Below are 18,078 nucleotides of genomic sequence, written 5' to 3'. Positions count from 1 at the left end.
TGTTAGTTAATTGATGAATACAATTATTTCAAACTTGCAGTTGTGACCGTCGCCTTTTCGTAAGGGTTTGGTTCAGCAATTAATCCGTCTAATACTTTATTGAATTTTTTAGTGTATTCTTTAAAGTACTTGCCCGTTACTTCGCCAGTGTAACCCGTATAGATTTCACGAACATCTCCTTTTCTATCAATGATGATGGTTGTCGGGAAAGCCGCCATTCTATTCAAAGCTGCGAGTTTTTCGGTGGCTACTTTTTTGTCGGCAATTCCACCGAAAAGAATATCATATTCTATTCCGAAGAAATCACGAAGTTTACCTAAAGTGTATTTAGCATATTCTAAATCATCTTTTTGTTCAAAACCGATGGCTATTGCTTCTACGCCTCTTTGTTTATTGGCTTTAAACCAAGGTGCTAAAAAGCGAGTTTGGTCAGTACAATTAGGGCACCAAGTACCGATAATTTCTACAATAACTACTTTGCCTTTGTATTTATCATCGCTTAATGATACTTGCTTTCCTGTTAAATCTGGGAAAGTAAAATCTAATTTTTTATAGCCTTCTTTCAAGAAAGTAAGCTTGTAAGGGTCTGGTAATGAAGCATTTTTATCTTTTGTAGCTTCAAATTTCTGAGTAACATAAATCCCAAAACTGATTTCTCCATCACTTATGGTTGTTAAATCATCATTGATTTTTCCTTTAATTGCTACTGGACTTGGTCCTGTAAAACCTGAAAGATGAAATTCATTGCCTTGAATTGTACCTTCAAGTTCACGAGTATCACCAACCACGGTCATTAATACTCCTGTTAATTTATTGCCTTTTTGTTCTAATTGTGCAATAGAATTTGCGGCATTGGGGTCTTTACTGATGATTTTTACATTCCATTTTCCAGTAACATTGGTGACAGGTTTAAGGTCTTTTCCGGGTTCTACAAAACGATAGGTTTTGCCAAATTCAGCCACAAAAGGCAGAGAATTTCCTCTGAAATTTGGAACAAGACTTTTGTAAACTCCTCTGAAAGTACCTTTTTCATCAATTTTTCCAATTAAGGCAGCATCATAAGTATTCATTTTTACAAAAATACTATCTCCAGAAATTGCCTTTACTTTAAAATCATCTCTTCTACTTCCATTCAATAAAGTCAACGTTGATGATTCTAATGATTTCCCTTTTATTTCAAAATTGAAGGGTACTCTTGTTTCATTTACTTGAAATTCGCCACGCCATTTACCTTCTTTCAAACTCGGTTTTTCGGTAGCAAAAGCAGTGCTTGCCAATGAGAGCGTTAACAATGAAACATTGCACGCACCTTTTATAAAATTGATTTTCATGATTTTTTGTGTTAATCGTCCATCAATATTTTGATGGACGATATTTTGTTGGAAGATGATTAACTAAAGTAAACTGACAGGCATCGGTCATGATAGACCAAATGAAACTTAATGAGTCTCACCATAATTATTAGGTTTAAATTGTTAATGGATATAAAAAATGTAGCAATAAAAAGGTATGTTTGGTTTAAGGAAATTATCCAAAATATGATTACTTCTTCAAGAATCTATCGTCTGTCAAAGCTTTTAAGAAAGCCTCTAACTCATTAATTTCTGTTTTACTAAGTCCTAATGGCGTACTGAGGGATAAATCTCTATTGACGCCATTTTTCACAAAAGCGTCAGGTTGGTTGTAATATTCTATTACTTCACGCAAGGTTTTGAACACACCGTTGTGCATATACGGAGGCGTAATGGCAACGTTTCGTAAACCCGGCACTTTAAAATGTCCTAAATGACTAGAATCTTTTGTGATTTTAAATCTGCCTACATCATTGTGCTTTTTACCATCGAACAATCCAATATTTTTAAATCTATCCGCCGTAAAATCTTCTCCAGCATGGCAATTGGAACAATTCCCTTTTCCAATAAAAATAAGTCGTCCACGAATTGCTTCCTGACTCATCGCCGAATCATCTCCATTAATGTAGCGGTCATAAGGAGTATTGGCGGTTTCTAGTGTTTTTTGATAAGCTGCCAAGGCGTCTCCCAAGAGTTTTTCAGTTACTTGAGATTTATAAATTTTCTTGAACGCTCTACTATATACTTTATCTTCATTCAACCTTGCTACTGCTTGTTCAATGGGCAAATTCATTTCAGTGGTAGAGATGATGGGCTGAATAGCTTGTTCTTCTAGTGAATTAGAACGACCATCCCAAAATAAATGAATTCTACCTGCTAAGTTCATAGCAGAAGGAGTATTTCTATCTGTCAGAATACCATCAACACCTACACTAAATTGTGTGGTATCTGCAAAAGCCAATTCTGGTTTATGGCATGATGCACAACTCAAAGTACGTTTAGAAGACAAAATTGGGTCAAAAAATAATTTCTCTCCTAAAGTTACTTTCGTAATAGGCTCATTTTCTTGCAAACGATACTGAAAACTCATCAAAACTATACAAGCTAACGTGAGTATGTAGAAGTACTTTTTCATCGTAATTCATTTAAAAATAAAAAGAAGCGTTAGAAATTTAGAGGTACAAAGCTCAAAGATTTTTGTACCTCTAAATTTCATAAGTATTTACAGATTCACTATTTATCTGCCCTTAAAATAGTGAATCGCATACTTATTTACCTGTAGCTTTTGCTGCGGCTGTTCCTGTTTGAGCTACCAAATTAACGGCTAACTCAAAATCATTGTCGATGGCTTTGTCGCCAAGGTTTTCAAAAAAGTTTTTTGAACGAAACTTAATATCATACTTGGTGCGGTCAACCAAAATTTTAGCTTGAGCCGTCGTTTTGTTTTTTTCTACTTTTACAGTAGCTGGAAACTTCACCTCATTAGTAATGCCTTTGATGGTAAGTTTTCCTGAAATTTCATAATTCTCACCTCCTTTCGATACAACAGAAGTAGTTACAAATTTTGCTTTAGGGAATTTTTCTACACTAAAAAAATCGTCTGCTTTTAAATGTCCAACCAATTTGGCATTATAATCTTTGTCAGTCAAATCGGTTACTGTTAGCGACGTTAAGTCAATTTCAAAAGTGCCACTTTTTAGTTTATTGTTGGCTGTTACTAAACTTCCAGTACTCAAAGAAATATTTCCTGTATGTTCGCCTGTTACTTTCTTGCCTGTCCAGACAAGTTTACTTGACTGGCTATCAACTGTATAAACAGTATCGTTACCTTTGTTTTTGTCGTTTGCTTTTGCACCAATTGCTAAAGCCAATACACTCGTTAGGATAAGCGTGATTTTTTTCATGATTAAATTATTTAAATGAAGATTGATTTTATTTTAAAGCTACTTCTGTACTTGGAACAGGTTCTGCAATGAGTTTATCTAATTCTTTGTTCCATTTTTTAACATATTGTTTGAAGTATTTCCCTGTTACTTCACCCGTATAACCCGTATGAATTTGTTTTACTTTTCCATCTCTGCCGATGATGATAGTCGTAGGGAAAGCTATCATTTTATTGAGGGCTACAAATTTTTCTGAAGCAACCTTTTTATCTGCAATACCTCCAAATAAAATATCGTATTGGATGTCGTACTTTTCTTTTAGTTTTCCTAAGGTGTATTTTGCATAAGCTAAATCGTCTTTTTGTTCAAAACCAACAGCGATTGCTTCAACACCACGAGTTTTGTTGGCCTTATACCAAGGCGATAAAAACTGTGTTTGATCTGTACAGTTCGGGCACCAAGTACCAATTATTTCAACAATTACTACTTTGCCTTTGTATTTATCATCGCTTAATGAAACTTGTTTTCCGTTCAAATCTGGCAAAGTAAAATCAAGTTTTTCATAGCCTTCTTTCAAGAAAGTAAGTGCGTAAGGATCTGGTAATTCTGCTTTTTTATCTTTTACGCCTTCAAATTTTACATTGTTATAAATGCCTAAGCCGACTTCTCCCGTGATACTTTTATCAGGATTTATTTTTCCACGAATTAACCAAGGACTTGGTCCAGAAAAACCAGTTAATGTAAATTCATCGCCTTGAACAATTCCTTCTAATTCACGAGTATCACCCGTTACTTTCAGAAATACGCCTTTGAGTTTATTTCCTTTTTGCTCAAAAACAGCGATTTGGTCGGCTACAGGTTCTTTGCTAAGTATTTTAATTGCCCATTTTCCTGATAAATTATGGTTTGATTGAATCTCTTTTGCAGGTTCTACAAAACGATAAGTTTTACCATATTCAGCTACAAATGGAAGGAAATTTCCTTTGAAATTAGGGACAAGACTTTTGTACACACCCGACAGCGTTCCATCATCATTCACTTTTGCGACTAGTGCAGCATCATAAGTATTCATTTTGATAAATACTGAATCTTTCGCAATTTGCTGTACATGAAAATCATCTCTTCTTGAGCCATTGATTAAAGTGAAAGTTGCGTGTTCAGCATCCTTTCCTTTTACCTCGAAATTAAAAGGAACTTGTACTTCATTCACTTTAAATTCACCACGCCAAACCCCTTCTTTGATAAATTTATTTTGTGCATTTGCAGCGTTGAACGTCAATGAGCCTACAGCTAAATAAGCGATTGATAGTAATTGGTTTTTAGTTTTCATTTGATTCAGTCGGTTGTTTCTATTATTCTATTAAGCTTATAGATTAAGTATATTATACAATCGTAATTTTGATTACACTATAAATAAATACTTATTAATTGATACAGTATTGAAGGTGAAATGGCAAAAACGCAATTCCCATCAATGCTTAATCAAGCATCATCGTAAAAAAATTGATTGTATGTACGATTTATCCTTAGAATTAGGTTGGGGCACCTTGTTGGTGGCTAACAGGTTGCCAGAAGGTCATTGAGCCTAGTCTCTCGCTTCGTTCTTTATAAATCTATTAATTCTATAGGCAAAGTTAATTAATTTAATTTTAGAAAAACAAGTGTTTGAGTAAAAAAACTCAAAAAAATAATTTTCTTGGAGATTTGTGACTAGGAAAAAGGTTTAATTAGAGTCATTCAAGGCATCATAATGATGGCAAGTGTGAGTACTTGCACCAGTTGGAAGAGCAATAAAATACTTTATTTTGTATTTATAATCTTGAAAGAAAATCTTTACTTTTCCAAGACTACTAATATTTTTATAACATTTCCAATATCTCATTTTTCTGTAAAAACAAGTAATAAGCCAATGTCAGCATTTTTAGGAAAGCATATAGCACAACAAATTTCAATCTCAGAGACTGATATTACTCAAATATTAACTTATTTTAAGCCTCGTGTTTATGAAAAAAAAGCCTGTTTGCTACAAGAGAATCAATCTTGCAAAACATTATATTTTGTCGATAGAGGGTGCTTACGTTTGTTTTTTTGTGATGATAAAGGGATTGAGCAAACGATACAGTTTGCGATAGAAGGCTGGTGGATGACAGACCTCACAGCTTTTCATAGTGGAAAAACAGCTGAATTCAGTATTCAAGCCATCGAAACGACGGAAGTAATGGAGATTGATAGAGATACTTTAGAAGAATTACTGAAAGATTTTCCGCAAATGGAACGCTATTTTAATAAAATCTATCAAAGAGCTTATGCGGCTTCTTTATTGAGAGTGAAGCACATTTTTACTTTTTCCAAAGAAGCATTTTATCAGTTGTTTAGTAGTAAATATCCTCAATTTATTCAACGCATTCCGCAGAAAATATTGGCTTCTTTCTTGGGATTTACCCCTGAGTATCTTAGTGAATTAAGAAAAAAAAGTATGAAACATTAATTAAATTTAAACCATAAATGCTTACTTAAACCAGCTTAAGTTTTTTTGAAATTCTGTGACCGACCTTTGTAAGGTAATATTTAAAACAACATAATATCAATCAAAGGAAATGGAACAGAGAATTAAAATTCAAGATGTACAACCAGCTGCTTGGAAAGCAATGTATGGTTTAGAAACTTATTTGGCTTCAACAGAAGTAAGTAAAACACATAAAGAATTAATCAAAATAAGAGCATCCCAAATCAACGCTTGTGCTTTTTGTATTGATTTACACACGACAGATGCAATTAAAAATGGAGAAACTACCAAACGTATTTTCTTATTAAATGCTTGGAAAGAAACAGATATTTTCAGCGAAGAGGAGAAGGTTGTATTGGCAATTGCTGAAGAAATTACGCTTATCCATTTAGGAGGTCTTTCTGACAAAACTTATCAAAAAGCAAAAACCATTTTTAGTGAAAGTTACATTGCACAGCTTATTATGGTAGCAGTAACCATTAACGCTTGGAATCGCATTGCTATTAGTACTCAGCTACCAGTGGCTCATTAATGTTGGAAAGATTTCTAAAAATAAAAATTAATTTTTCTATTAGCGGGCGAATTACACCCGCTAATAGAAAAATTTAAATAGTTTCTTGAACATTTAAGATAACCCTAAAGCTCCATCACAAAAGCATATTTCCCTGAACCTAACTCCAAACTTCCCTCCTGACTCACTTTAAGGCTCGTGCCATTTTCAATAATGGAAGCTATCTTTTTAGTCGGAAAAGTCAGCGTTGCGGTAGTATTTGCTGGAATTTCTACTTCCCATGAAAGTTTTCCATTGTCTATTTTCCAAGCAGAAGCAACTACTCCGTAATTAGTTTTCAAGATACCTTTGGCATAAGTAAGCCCCCCTCCTATTTGCGGTTTGATGACAATTTCTTTGTAACCTGCACCATCAAATTCTTTGGTATCAATGCCTGCAATGTTTCTGTACATCCAGTCGCCTACTGCTCCATAAGCGTAGTGATTGAAGGAAGTCATACCTGGATCTTGAAAAGTACTGTCTGGTTTCATGCTATCCCAACGTTCCCAAATAGTTGTTGCACCATGCGTTTTGATTGGATATAACCAAGACGGGTAAGTATCTTGTAAAAGCAATTTATAAGCTACATCATTTCTATCAAATCGGCTCAAGACTGGGTTCAAGAAAGGCGTTCCTAAGAAACCCGTCGTTAAGTGATAGTTGTACGATTTGATATTATTCACCAATCTTTCAACTGCTTGCGGACGAAGAGCTTCAGGTAACATATCAAATTGTAAAGCCAAAATATATGCCGTTTGTGTTTCAGAAATCAATTTTCCAGATTCTGTCATATATTCTTTTTGGAATTGTTTTTTGACTCTCCCTAAAAGCTTTTCATAGTTTTGAACATCCTCTGTTTTGCCTAATATTTTACCCGTGTTAATCATCAACTGCACACTGTAAGCGTAAAAACATTGTGCTACCAAATAATTATCAGTAATGGCAGATTTCATCCCAATCATTCCTTTTGAATCGTCAACACGATACGAAAGCCAGTCGGCAAACTGAAAACCAGTATTCCATAAATCATTTTTAGCAGCTTTATGGATATACTCTGCACTTTTCTTCATCGTTTCGTATTGGTTTTCAAGCACTTGTTTATCGCCAAAAGCGACATAAACGTTATACGGAATGATAATTCCTGCATCGCCCCAACCAGCCGCTTGCGATGGTCCATCATTCAACACATTTGGAATTACGTGCGGTACTGCTCCGTTTGGAAATTGGTCTGCTGTTACATCTTTCAACCATTTTGCAAAAAACTGATTGGCATTGAAATTATAAGCTGCCGTTCTTGAAAATACTTCGGCGTCGCCAGTCCAACCCAAACGCTCATCACGTTGCGGGCAGTCGGTCGGAACATCTAAGAAATTACCTTTTTGTCCCCACTGAATATTTTTCTGTAATTGATTCACCAAAGGATTTGAGGTTTCAAAGTTTCCAGTTTGTTCCATATCCGAATACAAGGCATAAGCGGTAAAATCTTCTGGATTGATTTTCCCTTCCATGCCTTCTACTCGCACATACCTAAAACCAAAGAAAGTAAAATGTGGCTCGAAGAAATCTTTACCATTTCCACTTAAAATATAAGTAGCTTGTGCTTTTGCCGAACGAAGGTTGGTAAAGTACGGATTTCCAAATTTATCCATCATTTCAAAATGCGAAAGTGTAATTTTATCGCCCGCTTTTCCTTGTGCCGAAAGTGTTATCCAACCAACCAAATTTTGTCCGAAATCTAAAATCGTTTCGCCATTGGTTGCCTTGAATACTTTTACTGGTTTAAAAGTTTCATGCTTTTTAATGAGTTCATTCACTGAAGCATTGAGATAATCAGTAGGGAAATTTTTCTCTACGGCATTTTTCCAATTAGCATCATTAAATGCCACACTTGCCCAATTAGCTGTTCTTTTACGGGCATCAATTACTTCGCCATCATAAATTTCAGCGAAACGAATATCACTTTCTGCCACTTTCCACGAATTATCCGAAACAATACTTTCTTTTGAACCATCCGAGTAAGTCAATTCCAATTGAAAAAGTAAAGCTGTTTCTTTTCCATAAATATTTCGCTGTTTTAGCCAAGCTAAACGTGTTCTGTACCAACCACTTCCCAAAGTTGCACCGATAGCATTTTTTCCAGAAGTAACCAAATGGGTAACATCATACGCTTGGTATTGCAAATGTTTGTTGTAGCTCGTCCAACCAGGTGTTAAAAAAGCATCTCCTACTCTTTTGCCATTCAATTGGATTTCATACAAACCTCTTGCCGTTACAAAAGCCGTTGCATTGACGATTTTCTTTTTTGTGTCAAAACTCTTTCTGAACATCGGCACAACACCATTTACGGTGTCGTTTACAAAACCTGAATTTATCCATTTTGCTTTCCAATCGCTTTTATTTAAAGCTGTTTGAAAATTGGCAATTGCCCATTCTGACGTTTGTCCTTGATTATCCCAAGCTCTTACTTTCCAAGTAATAAGCGTATTTGAAGACAGTTTTTCTCCTTGATAAGCATTAAAAATAGATGTTTCAGCGTTTACTTTCCCACTATTCCAGATGACATTTCTACCATTTTTTACTTGAATTTCATAAGCAATTTGCTTTACATTTTTCTTTTCTGAAACGAGTTGCCAGCTAAATCTTGGCTTTTCAGCATCAATACCAATTGGGTTCTGTTGGTTTTCAGTTCTGAGATTTTGGAGCTTTAACTGAGCAAACAGTGTATTTGCCATTAAAAAGCAAAGGAGAAATAATAGTTTTAATTTCATGTTAATTTGAAAATTGGATAAGATAAATTTTATAAAACACTGATAATGAGCACATTTAAAAGTAAGCGTTTAAGACCAAGGCTCTTCAATATACATCACCATCAAATAAGTATAAATATATCTTGGAATAAAACAAGTACTCTCATGTACTTACCTTTAAATACGCCATTATTTCATGCTACACTACCTTGTCCTGCTTATAACAAATTGATTGAACTTAAAATCTTAATCAAACAAAAACGCCCCGTTTCCGAGGCGTTCGAGTATATATAAGTGGTTAGAAATTATCGTCCCATCCAACCGCCATCCACGGTTAAAATTGTTCCTTGTACATATTTTGAAGCATCCGAACAAAGGAAAACTGTTGCTCCTTTAAAATCTTCCGTTTCTCCCCAACGTCCAGCAGGAATTCTATCTAAAATACTTTTTGAACGATTTTCGTCTCCACGCAAAGCTTCCGTATTGTCTGTAGCGATATAACCCGGTGCAATGGCATTCACGTTAATACCTTTTGATGCCCACTCGTTAGCAAAAGCTTTTACCAAACTTCCAATAGCGCCTTTACTTGCCGCATAACTCGGCACATTAATTCCACCTTGGAAAGTCAGTAAAGAAGCCGTGAATACAATTTTTCCAGAACCTTGGGCTATCATCACTTTACCAATTTCACGAGTAAGTATAAATTGAGCATCCAAATTAATACTCAGTACATTATCCCAATATTCATCTGAATGTTCTGCAGCAGGATTTCTTAAAATTGTACCTGCATTATTCACTAAAATATCAATGACTGGAAAATCAGTTTTTACTTGATTGATAAAAGTATAAAGAGCATTTCTATCCGAAAAATCACATTGATAGGCTTTGAAATTTCTGCCCAATGCACTTACTTCTTTTTCTACTTGGCTACCTTCGAGTTCCAAGGAAGCCGAAACGCCAATAATATCAGCACCAGCTTCTGCCAAAGCCAAAGCCATTGCTTTTCCGATTCCTTTTTTACAACCTGTTACTAATGCAATTTTGCCTTCAAGGCGAAATAAATCGAGCGTGTTCATTTTTGTTTTGTTATAAATGCTTTATAATAATCTCGTTAATGTTACAAAACAATATACTTTTCAAGTTAATCAAGCTATTCTCTTTGAAATTTTATCAGAGAAAAGGCACATTTCAATAATATTTGTCGTGGTTGAGACGAAATTATCCAAAAATATTTAATCACAGTCTTTTCTATCAATACAAATTTAAGTAGTCAGTTAGCAATTTTCTTAAATTTATTCCTGCAATTTAAAAATATAATTTTAAATTTACAGGAATAAATTTTATCATTATGATTCAACGAGAACTTAGTTCAGAATTACTTTTTAGGGTAAATAATTTTCCTGTTTCGGCGATATTGGGTCCTAGACAAGTAGGAAAAACGACTTTGGTTAAGGCAATTCAAAACGAGTTATCGAAAGAAAGTATCTATTTTGACTTAGAGATACCCTCTGATTTGAATAAATTTACAGTTGACCCTGAATTATTTCTTAAAAACCTACAGCATCAAACTGTTATTTTAGATGAAATTCATCGGCTACCTAATATTTTTGTCTTACTCCGTGGTTTAATCGATCAACAACGTGAAGCAGGTCGATTTGTACTTTTGGGTTCGGCTTCGCCAGATTTACTAAAAAATACAGCTGAATCGCTCGCTGGACGAATTTCATATTTAGAAATGCACCCTTTGCATTATCGTGAAATTGCTCCAGAAAGTTATCAAAACCACTGGCTTTGGGGCGGATTTCCAGCGGCTTATTTACCCAAAAATGAACGAATCAAAAATCTTTGGCTGAATGATTTTTTGATTAGTTATCTTGAAAGAGATTTACCTCAATTAGGACTTTCTGTTTCGCCATTACTCATGCGCCGACTTTTAATGATGCTTGCTAGTATTCAAGGTGGAATTTTAAATTATTCTACTTTAGCAAATTCATTGGGAGTAAGTCAGCCAACAGTAAAAAATGCCATTGACTTTTTAGAACAAGCCTTTCTCGTACGTCGTTTACAACCTTATTTTGTCAATATTGGTAAACGCTTAGTAAAAAGTCCTAAAATTTATATTCGTGACAGCGGACTTCTGCATCATTTATTAAACATCAAAGATTTCAATAATCTTTTGGGGCATATCGTTGCTGGTGGTTCTTGGGAAGGGTATATTATTCAAGAAATCATCAGTATTTTGCCACAAGATGCTTTGCCATTTTATTATCGTTCACAAGATGGCGCCGAACTGGATTTGGTCATTGAGCAAGGTTTAGGTATTAAACTCGCTATCGAAATTAAATTATCAGACTCGCCAACACTTTCAAAAGGCAACAGTATTTCATTGCAAGATGTAGGCAATCCGCCTTTATTGGTTGTTACTCCATCCGCTCAAGACTATGAACTTCGACCCAACGTTTGGGTTTGTTCGATTGCTACTTTAGCCCTAAACTTAGCAAAGTTTGGCTTAAACAATTATCAACTTTAATAATTTTATTCCTGCATATTCAAAATTACATTTTAAATATGCAGGAATAAAGAACTATTTACTTCATTACACTCTCAATAATATATCTTATCGATTTCTAAAATGGCTAATATTAATTTTCTTTATCTTTCTAAATAAAATACTCGTTCGACAGGTTCAGCTGATTGCACTTTTCCTGCAATACCATATTGCCAAGCAACAATACTTACTTTCATAAGAAGCTTTGCTTTAGGTGGAATTTTAGTAAAAAACACTTGATTATCTTTGATATAGGCAGGTCCTTCTTTTACATAAAATTGAACTGCTAAATTGGCATTTGAAGAAGCATTCAATGCTATTTTTTTAATACGAACCTTCTGATTAGCAATATTCTTAAAAGTGATTTCCTGAGCTATTCCTTCAGTATTTTTCAAAGGAAAACGCATATCCAATTGTTGAACAGCTGATTTATAATACTTATCTCCTTCATTATGAGCCAATAACCAAATATCATTGCTCCTTTTAGGATTATTAAAACCCATTCTATAAAAGCTGATTTGGAAGGTTGAATCATCTAGTTTTTTCACTGGTCCACAAATACGGTCAATACTCAATTGACTTGAAGCAAAATCTGAAACTGCTTTTATTCTGGAAGTATCCGCAAAAAATGCTTTTAATCTAAAACTTATTCCATCTTCCAAAGGCATAAATTTTAATTGATAATTTACATGTGTTTTTATAGGTTGCAACACCTTATTATTTTGCACAAAACCAATATATTGCTGTTTCTTAGCACGAGCTTTAGCATAAAATGTTTCCGTCCTATCTGCCATTTCTTTATCAAAACACCAAGATGATTGTTCCCGATTTCCTTGATAATTTGAATAAGCTGACGCTTTTGCTATAGGAAGGCTATCCTTTCTCCATCTGTCCATCAACCAGCCTTTCGCTGGATTTATTGGATTAAGTATTTGATTACCTGTTTTTGCCAAACGATACTTTGCTGCTTTTTTGATAAACATCGCCACATAATCGACCATCGCATTGCTATAATCAAAATGTCCGTGACCAGCATCAGCAAAAAATGAAATGGGCGTTTTAGGATATTTTACGACATAATCAAAACCGGGTTTCAAGCGAGCTTCCCACCATTCGTATTCGCCAATAACGAATAAACTAGGAACGCCTTCAATAGTACGATTCTCCCAATTTGGATTTGGGCGACCACTTCCTGTCAAATTTGTTTGAGGAGTATCGCCATGAATTGATACGATTGCCAAAGTACGATTTGGATTCCAAGCACCAAAATTCCAAGGATAACTCGCCATTGCTGAATGCCCCATTGGAATTATGGGAGCTGTTACTAATTCTGTATAGCCAGAAACTTGGGCAAGGTCATTCATCATCGTTTGAAAATGCTCTTGAATACCTTTATGAAAATCGAAAGTAATATCTAAACCCGGCGTTATCCAGATTTCCGCAATACCAACTTCTGCCATCGTTTTACGGAAATTGGCATTTTCCAACATTCCTTCTTCCACCATATTGTGCATACAAAGAACTACGCCTTTTACTTGCTTACAATTTTCTGGAATCCAAAGAAAAGCCTGTGGCTTGTCATTTGTTTCTGGATGAATCATTCCTTTCACAGGCACAGACCATTGCCAAACTTGAGCATGACTTACAAAAGAAAGAATACTTAAAATCAGAATTATTATTTTTCGCATTTTTAGATAAATCGATTAAGCAATGTTAAATTAAACGCTAAACATTACTTGTCCTTACAGATTTGAATAAAGAATGAAAAAGTAAGACGATATACCCTAAACTGTGAAAATATTTAATCAAATAATTCGGCAAGCGAATCCGATTCCTTGTAAAAGAAAATATAGAAGGATTTACTGCTTTCCTAAAACGTGCGTCATGTAATTATCCGCCATTTCAATCAAAGCCTCAGAATGTAGTAATTTGCTGTAATCAATTCCTTGAAGTGCTAAAGCATGGATGAGCTGGTTTAATGTAGATGCTTTCCCTTTGCCTTGTAATAATGCTTTATACTGAAAATACTTGATTCCAAGCGGTTCTAAAACATCTTGCATTTTCAATGGTGTGTTATCTTCAGGCATTTTGGTGGTGTTGAAAAGCAATTGTAAAACTGTAGTGTAAAGTTTGGCATAAAAGAAATTCGCTACTTCTTCATCAGCTAGAATTCTGTTGAGCTTTTCTAGTAACTCAGGTTTCAGTGATTGATGTATTCTGTTTGCATCGCCATTGATTTGTGAAATCTCTCTATCAGAAAGCATATTCCCTCCCTGACTCGTACTACCTTTGATGACAACGTAATTCATAATTTTAAAATATTAAAATGTGGAATTTTGAATTTATTTACAAAAATTATCAAATTCTGCTGAATTAAAAAGCCTTTATTGCTTGATTCTTAATTTTAAACACATCTTAACACAAAAAATAATAAAGATACATACATTTTTAAAACAAAATCCTGAGGCATAAACCCTCAGGATTTTTATTATTTATCGGTTGTGAAAAATTATACCCCTCTCCTACCCTATTATTTTATATTTAAAATTCTTTAAAGAATGCCTAAATACGCACCATATTCTTCCAAAGTATTTCTTAAATTATCAAAATCTTCTTTACTTCTACTGCTATAAACCTTTTCTATTTTTGCTGATAAAGTATTCATCCAAATACTTAAATCTTGCGTACTTGCTTCTAATTTATTGTTTTTAGCACTCGTTTTTATACCTAAGCCACTCGCTTCTACTATTTTCTCAATATCACTTATTGCTGTGATTGGCTCAATGTTTTCAGAAATTCGTCCTAAAGTTTGAATGACTTTTTTGTCAATCTTACTTTTCCCCGTCAGAATTTCATTTCTTAATGTAGGGTCAATTTTGGATAAACCTTCTGCAAATTGTGCATCTCTTTTAATGGTAGAAGCCCCTACATTATACTCTTTCGCCAGTTTTTCAACGGTTCTGCCTTTTTCTTGTGAACTAGCATTGGGTTCATTGTGGACCCAATGCCCAGTTCTATCATACTTCCCTGGACCTGTTTTTTCATTCAAAAATCTTAATCCACGGAAATATGAAATTTGTTCTGAACTAAGGTTTCTTCTTCCTAATTGTAAATCAATCATGTAATCTTTCACTTCCTCTTTGGAATTGAAAGGCATGAGTTGCACACTAAAATTTAAATTGTGCTGTTTACAAATCTGAAAACGGTTATGTCCATCAACCAAAATATACACTGGTTCGTCTGGATATTCCGCATTTGCTTCAATCGCACTTCGTTTGGTTTCCCACAAAGTCAAAGCATCACGACAGCCATTTTTCAAAATATTTTGTTCTAACAAAGAAAATTCTTCTGCACCAAGAGGCGGAATAAACATTCTGAGTTCTTCCAATACTTCTATACTCTTTTTAACCTGTTCGTCAGATATTAATTTATTATTGACAAAAGTACTTTTTGTGGTTGCTGCAATGGCTTTTCCTAAATCTAGTTTTTTCATCTTTCCTCTTATTTAACCAATTGAAGGTATTCAATGTATTCATTGCAGAAATCAGCGTACAATTTGGCCGCTTCTGAAGCACCAGAAAACTTTGAAATGGTATTCAACATTACTTGTGCTTTTTGAAAATCTACCAAATGTTTGATTTCCGTTTTGAAAATTCTGATGGGTAAATTCTCTCTAACGGCTTCTTTGATATTATCATGCACCGAATTCTTTTTTACCATTGTAAAAACCAAACCATCTACATCCAACATCGGGTTGAGGTTTTTCTTTACATCATGTACTTTATCCAATAATGTATTTACGCCTTTCATAGCAGCCATTTCCGGCAACATGGTTACCAAACAAGCATCTGAAGCATACATTGCCGAAACCGTTAATTTCCCTAATGAAGGCGGGCAATCTATCAAAACATAATCAAATTCACTCAGTAAAGGAATAATGCGGTTTTTAAGACGTAAATCTCCGCCAGTTAACAATATCAATTCATATTCTGCTTTGGCTAAATCAATGTCCGATGGCGACAAAAACAGGTTTTCTTGTATTTGAACAACTGGAAATTCAGCATCATTAATCAGAGAATCAGCTACTTGTACTTCTGGATTTTCAATCCCTAGAATTTGTGATAAATTTCCTTGTGGGTCAAGGTCTATCATCAACACTCTAAAGCCTTTGTTCGCCAAGGCTTCTCCCAAACACGAAACCGTAGTTGTTTTTCCTACTCCTCCTTTATGATTTACAACTGAGACAACTCTCGCTTTTTGATACAAATCTTTAGAATAACCGTATTTCATCAAAACGCCTTCCAATGCTACTAAATGGTTTTCATTTAATTTACGATTTCCTGCCACTGCTTGTCTTAAAGTACCAGAAGGTAAAGATGCTTCTTTTTCAATACCCGCAATCGACAAAGCAGGATTATGTCTAAAGAACTTCAAAGCATTTTCTTGTGTAAGCATTTCTAAACGATTTTAGGTTTTATTACATATCTGTTACAAACTTAATTTTTTTGTAACAGATATGCAACAAAACAAATGTATAATATTTGTAAATAATTATACATTTTCAAAAAATGTCCTTAAAAGCCCTAAAACAATAGAAAAAATTCAAATTAAGTTGAATAGATTAAACCTAAAATTTAGATAAAATGTACCGTATTGCTATATACGTCTATTTAAGAATTTATTTATTAACAAGAAATGAAGTGACAGATTTTCGTTAAATAAGATTGATGCCCATCTTTTTTGCTTCTTTTTGTAAAGCAATCGCTTCTGAACTAGCATGAATTTGCTGTTTGTAAGCACTTTCAACAATTGAAATAATCGCACCATTGAAAGATGGATTGATATCTAAATATTGAATAATATTATCAGCAGAAACAACATCTTGAAAATGTTTTTTAAATGATTCAAAGGCAAACTGGGTTTCCAAAGAAGTTCCCAATTTATTAACGACAAATTGATAGCAATTCGAATCCGTTTTCAGCAATTCACTAATTCTGTTCTGACAATAAATATGATATTTCTTTTTCAAATTAAACACATTCATATTCAAGCCTTCTTCTCTGGCTTTTTCTAAATGAGCTTTTTTCTTTTTTTCTCGTTCTTCTTTTTGCTTTGTTTCTTTTTCTTTCAATATCTCCGCAAACTTCTCATCTTCAAGCAATTGAATAATATAACCTACAATATTTCGGATTAACTTCCCTCCTTTCGCTTCTGTTAACACATAAGCAATTGTTTCTTTAATTTTTTCTAGCGGATAAGCTTTCAACCATCTTTGAATCAATTCTTCCGAAGCGCCATACTCTCCTACCAATTTCAAGATTTCTGTAACTTCCTTATTTTCAGGAATACTTTTCTTACTTTCTTTAATTAATTCATACGTTGCTTCTTCAATATCATCACTTGGCACCGAAATATTAGCATTTCTTTGAATAGTAAAAACCAATAAAACAACTGTATTTCCTTTCTTTCTTTCTTCATAAGTGAAATATAAATCGCTGGTTTCTTGCAATTCTTTTTGTGCCACATTGATTACTCTTTTGCGAAAATCTGTGTATTTGGCATAGCGGTCGCCCAAGCCCAAAATATCTTTGAGTTTTTCGACTTCAAACTTAAAAGTGCCCAATCGTTCAGATTCTTTACAAAATTCATAAAATCTGATAGCATAAATACTTTTCAATTGCAAAAGCGAACGAATATCAATAACCGTGAAATTGGTTTTTAATTGCAACAAATAAGGCGTTAATGTAGGCGAAAAGTCTATGTTAAACTTTCCTAAGCCATTATTGTAAGTATAACCCGCAATGATAGTGGTGTTGATTAAACCTCCATCAAATTTGTTATAAATAGTTTTCTTGAGAAAATTATCTAATTCTATATTAATCCTAGAGTAAATGGCTGTGGTACTGATGCCAGTGATTTTCTTAAACTCTTGCACTGAAATTGTGATAGTGTCTAATCTGTCTTTGGTATGATCTATTTTCGAAATCATGTGCAAAAGTATTTTAACCTGTATCGTACTCAAATCATATCGAGCATTGATTACAGGATTACTTTTTACTAACTTGAAGGGTGAATTGGATACGGCTGCCATTGCACTAGCAACTTTATCCGTTTTTTTATTTCCCATAACTATCACGAAACATAGTAATCAACAGCGGAAAGAGACATCTAAATTTTAACAATCGCTTGCAATTTAATACTTCAAGAGTAATCAACAAAATCCTTTAAATATATTTTTAAGCGCATTCTTGCACTATACATTCAAATTGTCTCTAGTCTGCATTCAATTTGTCTCGCTTATACATTCAAATTGTCTCTAGTCTGCATTCAGTTTGTCTCGCTTGTACATTCAGATTGTCTCTAGTCTGCATTCAATTTGTCTCTTTATTGACTTTCAATATATTCATTATCAATAAGTTATGCCTCCTAAAAGATTTAAAAGAATATAAAGAATAAAATCAACAAAGAGTAAAACATTGATGTCTCTTTATA

The 18,078-nt window shown here is 34.1% G+C and carries 14 protein-coding genes and 1 riboswitch; of the genes, 3 read left to right on the top strand and 11 right to left on the bottom strand.

All coding sequences use genetic code 11. The features are described from left to right. Window positions 1-23: 23 nt before the first annotated feature. The 4 genes from ABID42_RS08430 to ABID42_RS08415 form a co-directional block, all read right to left on the bottom strand. Window positions 24-1,331 carry a peroxiredoxin family protein gene (locus ABID42_RS08430; RefSeq protein ID WP_367283268.1) on the bottom strand — a complete coding sequence of 436 codons (1,308 nt, stop codon included), beginning with the start codon at window positions 1,329-1,331 and terminating at the stop codon, window positions 24-26. A 211-nt stretch (window positions 1,332-1,542) separates the two neighbouring features. After that, window positions 1,543-2,487 carry a cytochrome-c peroxidase gene (locus ABID42_RS08425; protein WP_367283267.1) on the bottom strand — a complete coding sequence of 315 codons (945 nt, stop codon included), beginning with the start codon at window positions 2,485-2,487 and terminating at the stop codon, window positions 1,543-1,545. A gap of 133 nt (window positions 2,488-2,620) precedes the next feature. Next, the gene (locus ABID42_RS08420) at window positions 2,621-3,256 is read right to left on the bottom strand and encodes a YceI family protein (protein ID WP_367283266.1); all 636 of its coding nucleotides are present in this window, start codon (window positions 3,254-3,256) and stop codon (window positions 2,621-2,623) included. Between the two features lie 28 nt (window positions 3,257-3,284). Further along, complete coding sequence (locus ABID42_RS08415; protein WP_367283265.1) at window positions 3,285-4,565, bottom strand: peroxiredoxin family protein; 1,281 nt, start codon at window positions 4,563-4,565, stop codon at window positions 3,285-3,287. Between the two features lie 187 nt (window positions 4,566-4,752). Beyond that, window positions 4,753-4,849: riboswitch (SAM riboswitch) on the bottom strand. 205 nt (window positions 4,850-5,054) lie between these two features. Between ABID42_RS08415 and ABID42_RS08410 the strand changes: the two genes are divergently transcribed. Further along, complete coding sequence (locus ABID42_RS08410; protein WP_367283264.1) at window positions 5,055-5,723, top strand: Crp/Fnr family transcriptional regulator; 669 nt, start codon at window positions 5,055-5,057, stop codon at window positions 5,721-5,723. Window positions 5,724-5,832: 109 nt separating this feature from the next. Continuing rightward, entirely contained in the window at window positions 5,833-6,273 is a 441-nt protein-coding gene (locus tag ABID42_RS08405) for a carboxymuconolactone decarboxylase family protein (RefSeq protein WP_323259483.1), read from the top strand. Between the two features lie 104 nt (window positions 6,274-6,377). On the opposite strand, the gene ABID42_RS08400 is transcribed toward ABID42_RS08405, so the two are convergent. Together ABID42_RS08400 and ABID42_RS08395 are read right to left on the bottom strand one after the other, a co-directional pair. After that, entirely contained in the window at window positions 6,378-9,059 is a 2,682-nt protein-coding gene (locus tag ABID42_RS08400; RefSeq protein WP_367283263.1) for a family 78 glycoside hydrolase catalytic domain, read from the bottom strand. A 284-nt stretch (window positions 9,060-9,343) separates the two neighbouring features. Continuing rightward, complete coding sequence (locus ABID42_RS08395) at window positions 9,344-10,114, bottom strand: SDR family oxidoreductase (RefSeq protein WP_367283262.1); 771 nt, start codon at window positions 10,112-10,114, stop codon at window positions 9,344-9,346. Between the two features lie 272 nt (window positions 10,115-10,386). On the opposite strand from ABID42_RS08395, the gene ABID42_RS08390 reads away from it, so the two are divergent. Beyond that, window positions 10,387-11,568, top strand: coding sequence for an ATP-binding protein (locus ABID42_RS08390; protein WP_367283261.1), 1,182 nt, complete (start codon window positions 10,387-10,389; stop codon window positions 11,566-11,568). 122 nt (window positions 11,569-11,690) lie between these two features. On the opposite strand, the gene ABID42_RS08385 is transcribed toward ABID42_RS08390, so the two are convergent. The 5 genes from ABID42_RS08385 to ABID42_RS08365 all read right to left on the bottom strand — a co-directional run bounded on the left by ABID42_RS08385 (window position 11,691) and on the right by ABID42_RS08365 (window position 17,713). Continuing rightward, on the bottom strand, window positions 11,691-13,274 hold the full coding sequence (locus tag ABID42_RS08385; protein ID WP_367283260.1) for a hypothetical protein: 1,584 nt from the start codon (window positions 13,272-13,274) through the stop codon (window positions 11,691-11,693). 171 nt (window positions 13,275-13,445) lie between these two features. Further along, window positions 13,446-13,895, bottom strand: a complete 450-nt coding sequence (locus tag ABID42_RS08380; protein ID WP_323259493.1) for a hypothetical protein — start codon at window positions 13,893-13,895, stop codon at window positions 13,446-13,448. Window positions 13,896-14,137: 242 nt separating this feature from the next. Then, window positions 14,138-15,079 (bottom strand): hypothetical protein, encoded by a 942-nt coding sequence (locus ABID42_RS08375; protein WP_367283259.1) that lies wholly within the window; start codon window positions 15,077-15,079, stop codon window positions 14,138-14,140. 8 nt (window positions 15,080-15,087) lie between these two features. Further along, window positions 15,088-16,041 (bottom strand): AAA family ATPase, encoded by a 954-nt coding sequence (locus ABID42_RS08370; RefSeq protein WP_323259497.1) that lies wholly within the window; start codon window positions 16,039-16,041, stop codon window positions 15,088-15,090. A 259-nt stretch (window positions 16,042-16,300) separates the two neighbouring features. Next, window positions 16,301-17,713 (bottom strand): replication initiation protein, encoded by a 1,413-nt coding sequence (locus ABID42_RS08365; RefSeq protein ID WP_367283258.1) that lies wholly within the window; start codon window positions 17,711-17,713, stop codon window positions 16,301-16,303. Window positions 17,714-18,078 lie beyond the last annotated feature (365 nt).

This window comes from Arcicella rosea (genome assembly GCF_040543805.1).
Classification (GTDB): Bacteria; Bacteroidota; Bacteroidia; order Cytophagales; family Spirosomataceae; genus Arcicella; species Arcicella rosea.
This window is presented reverse-complemented; position numbering and strand designations above follow the sequence as displayed.

Coding starts and splice junctions, on each gene's coding strand:
- ABID42_RS08430 (WP_367283268.1), bottom strand. CDS start 1,331: ATGAAAATCAATTTTATAAAAGGTGCGTGCAATGTTTCATTGTTAACG.
- ABID42_RS08425 (WP_367283267.1), bottom strand. CDS start 2,487: ATGAAAAAGTACTTCTACATACTCACGTTAGCTTGTATAGTTTTGATG.
- ABID42_RS08420 (WP_367283266.1), bottom strand. CDS start 3,256: ATGAAAAAAATCACGCTTATCCTAACGAGTGTATTGGCTTTAGCAATT.
- ABID42_RS08415 (WP_367283265.1), bottom strand. CDS start 4,565: ATGAAAACTAAAAACCAATTACTATCAATCGCTTATTTAGCTGTAGGC.
- ABID42_RS08405 (WP_323259483.1), top strand. CDS start 5,833: ATGGAACAGAGAATTAAAATTCAAGATGTACAACCAGCTGCTTGGAAA.
- ABID42_RS08400 (WP_367283263.1), bottom strand. CDS start 9,059: ATGAAATTAAAACTATTATTTCTCCTTTGCTTTTTAATGGCAAATACA.
- ABID42_RS08395 (WP_367283262.1), bottom strand. CDS start 10,114: ATGAACACGCTCGATTTATTTCGCCTTGAAGGCAAAATTGCATTAGTA.
- ABID42_RS08390 (WP_367283261.1), top strand. CDS start 10,387: ATGATTCAACGAGAACTTAGTTCAGAATTACTTTTTAGGGTAAATAAT.
- ABID42_RS08385 (WP_367283260.1), bottom strand. CDS start 13,274: ATGCGAAAAATAATAATTCTGATTTTAAGTATTCTTTCTTTTGTAAGT.
- ABID42_RS08380 (WP_323259493.1), bottom strand. CDS start 13,895: ATGAATTACGTTGTCATCAAAGGTAGTACGAGTCAGGGAGGGAATATG.
- ABID42_RS08375 (WP_367283259.1), bottom strand. CDS start 15,079: ATGAAAAAACTAGATTTAGGAAAAGCCATTGCAGCAACCACAAAAAGT.
- ABID42_RS08370 (WP_323259497.1), bottom strand. CDS start 16,041: ATGCTTACACAAGAAAATGCTTTGAAGTTCTTTAGACATAATCCTGCT.
- ABID42_RS08365 (WP_367283258.1), bottom strand. CDS start 17,713: ATGGGAAATAAAAAAACGGATAAAGTTGCTAGTGCAATGGCAGCCGTA.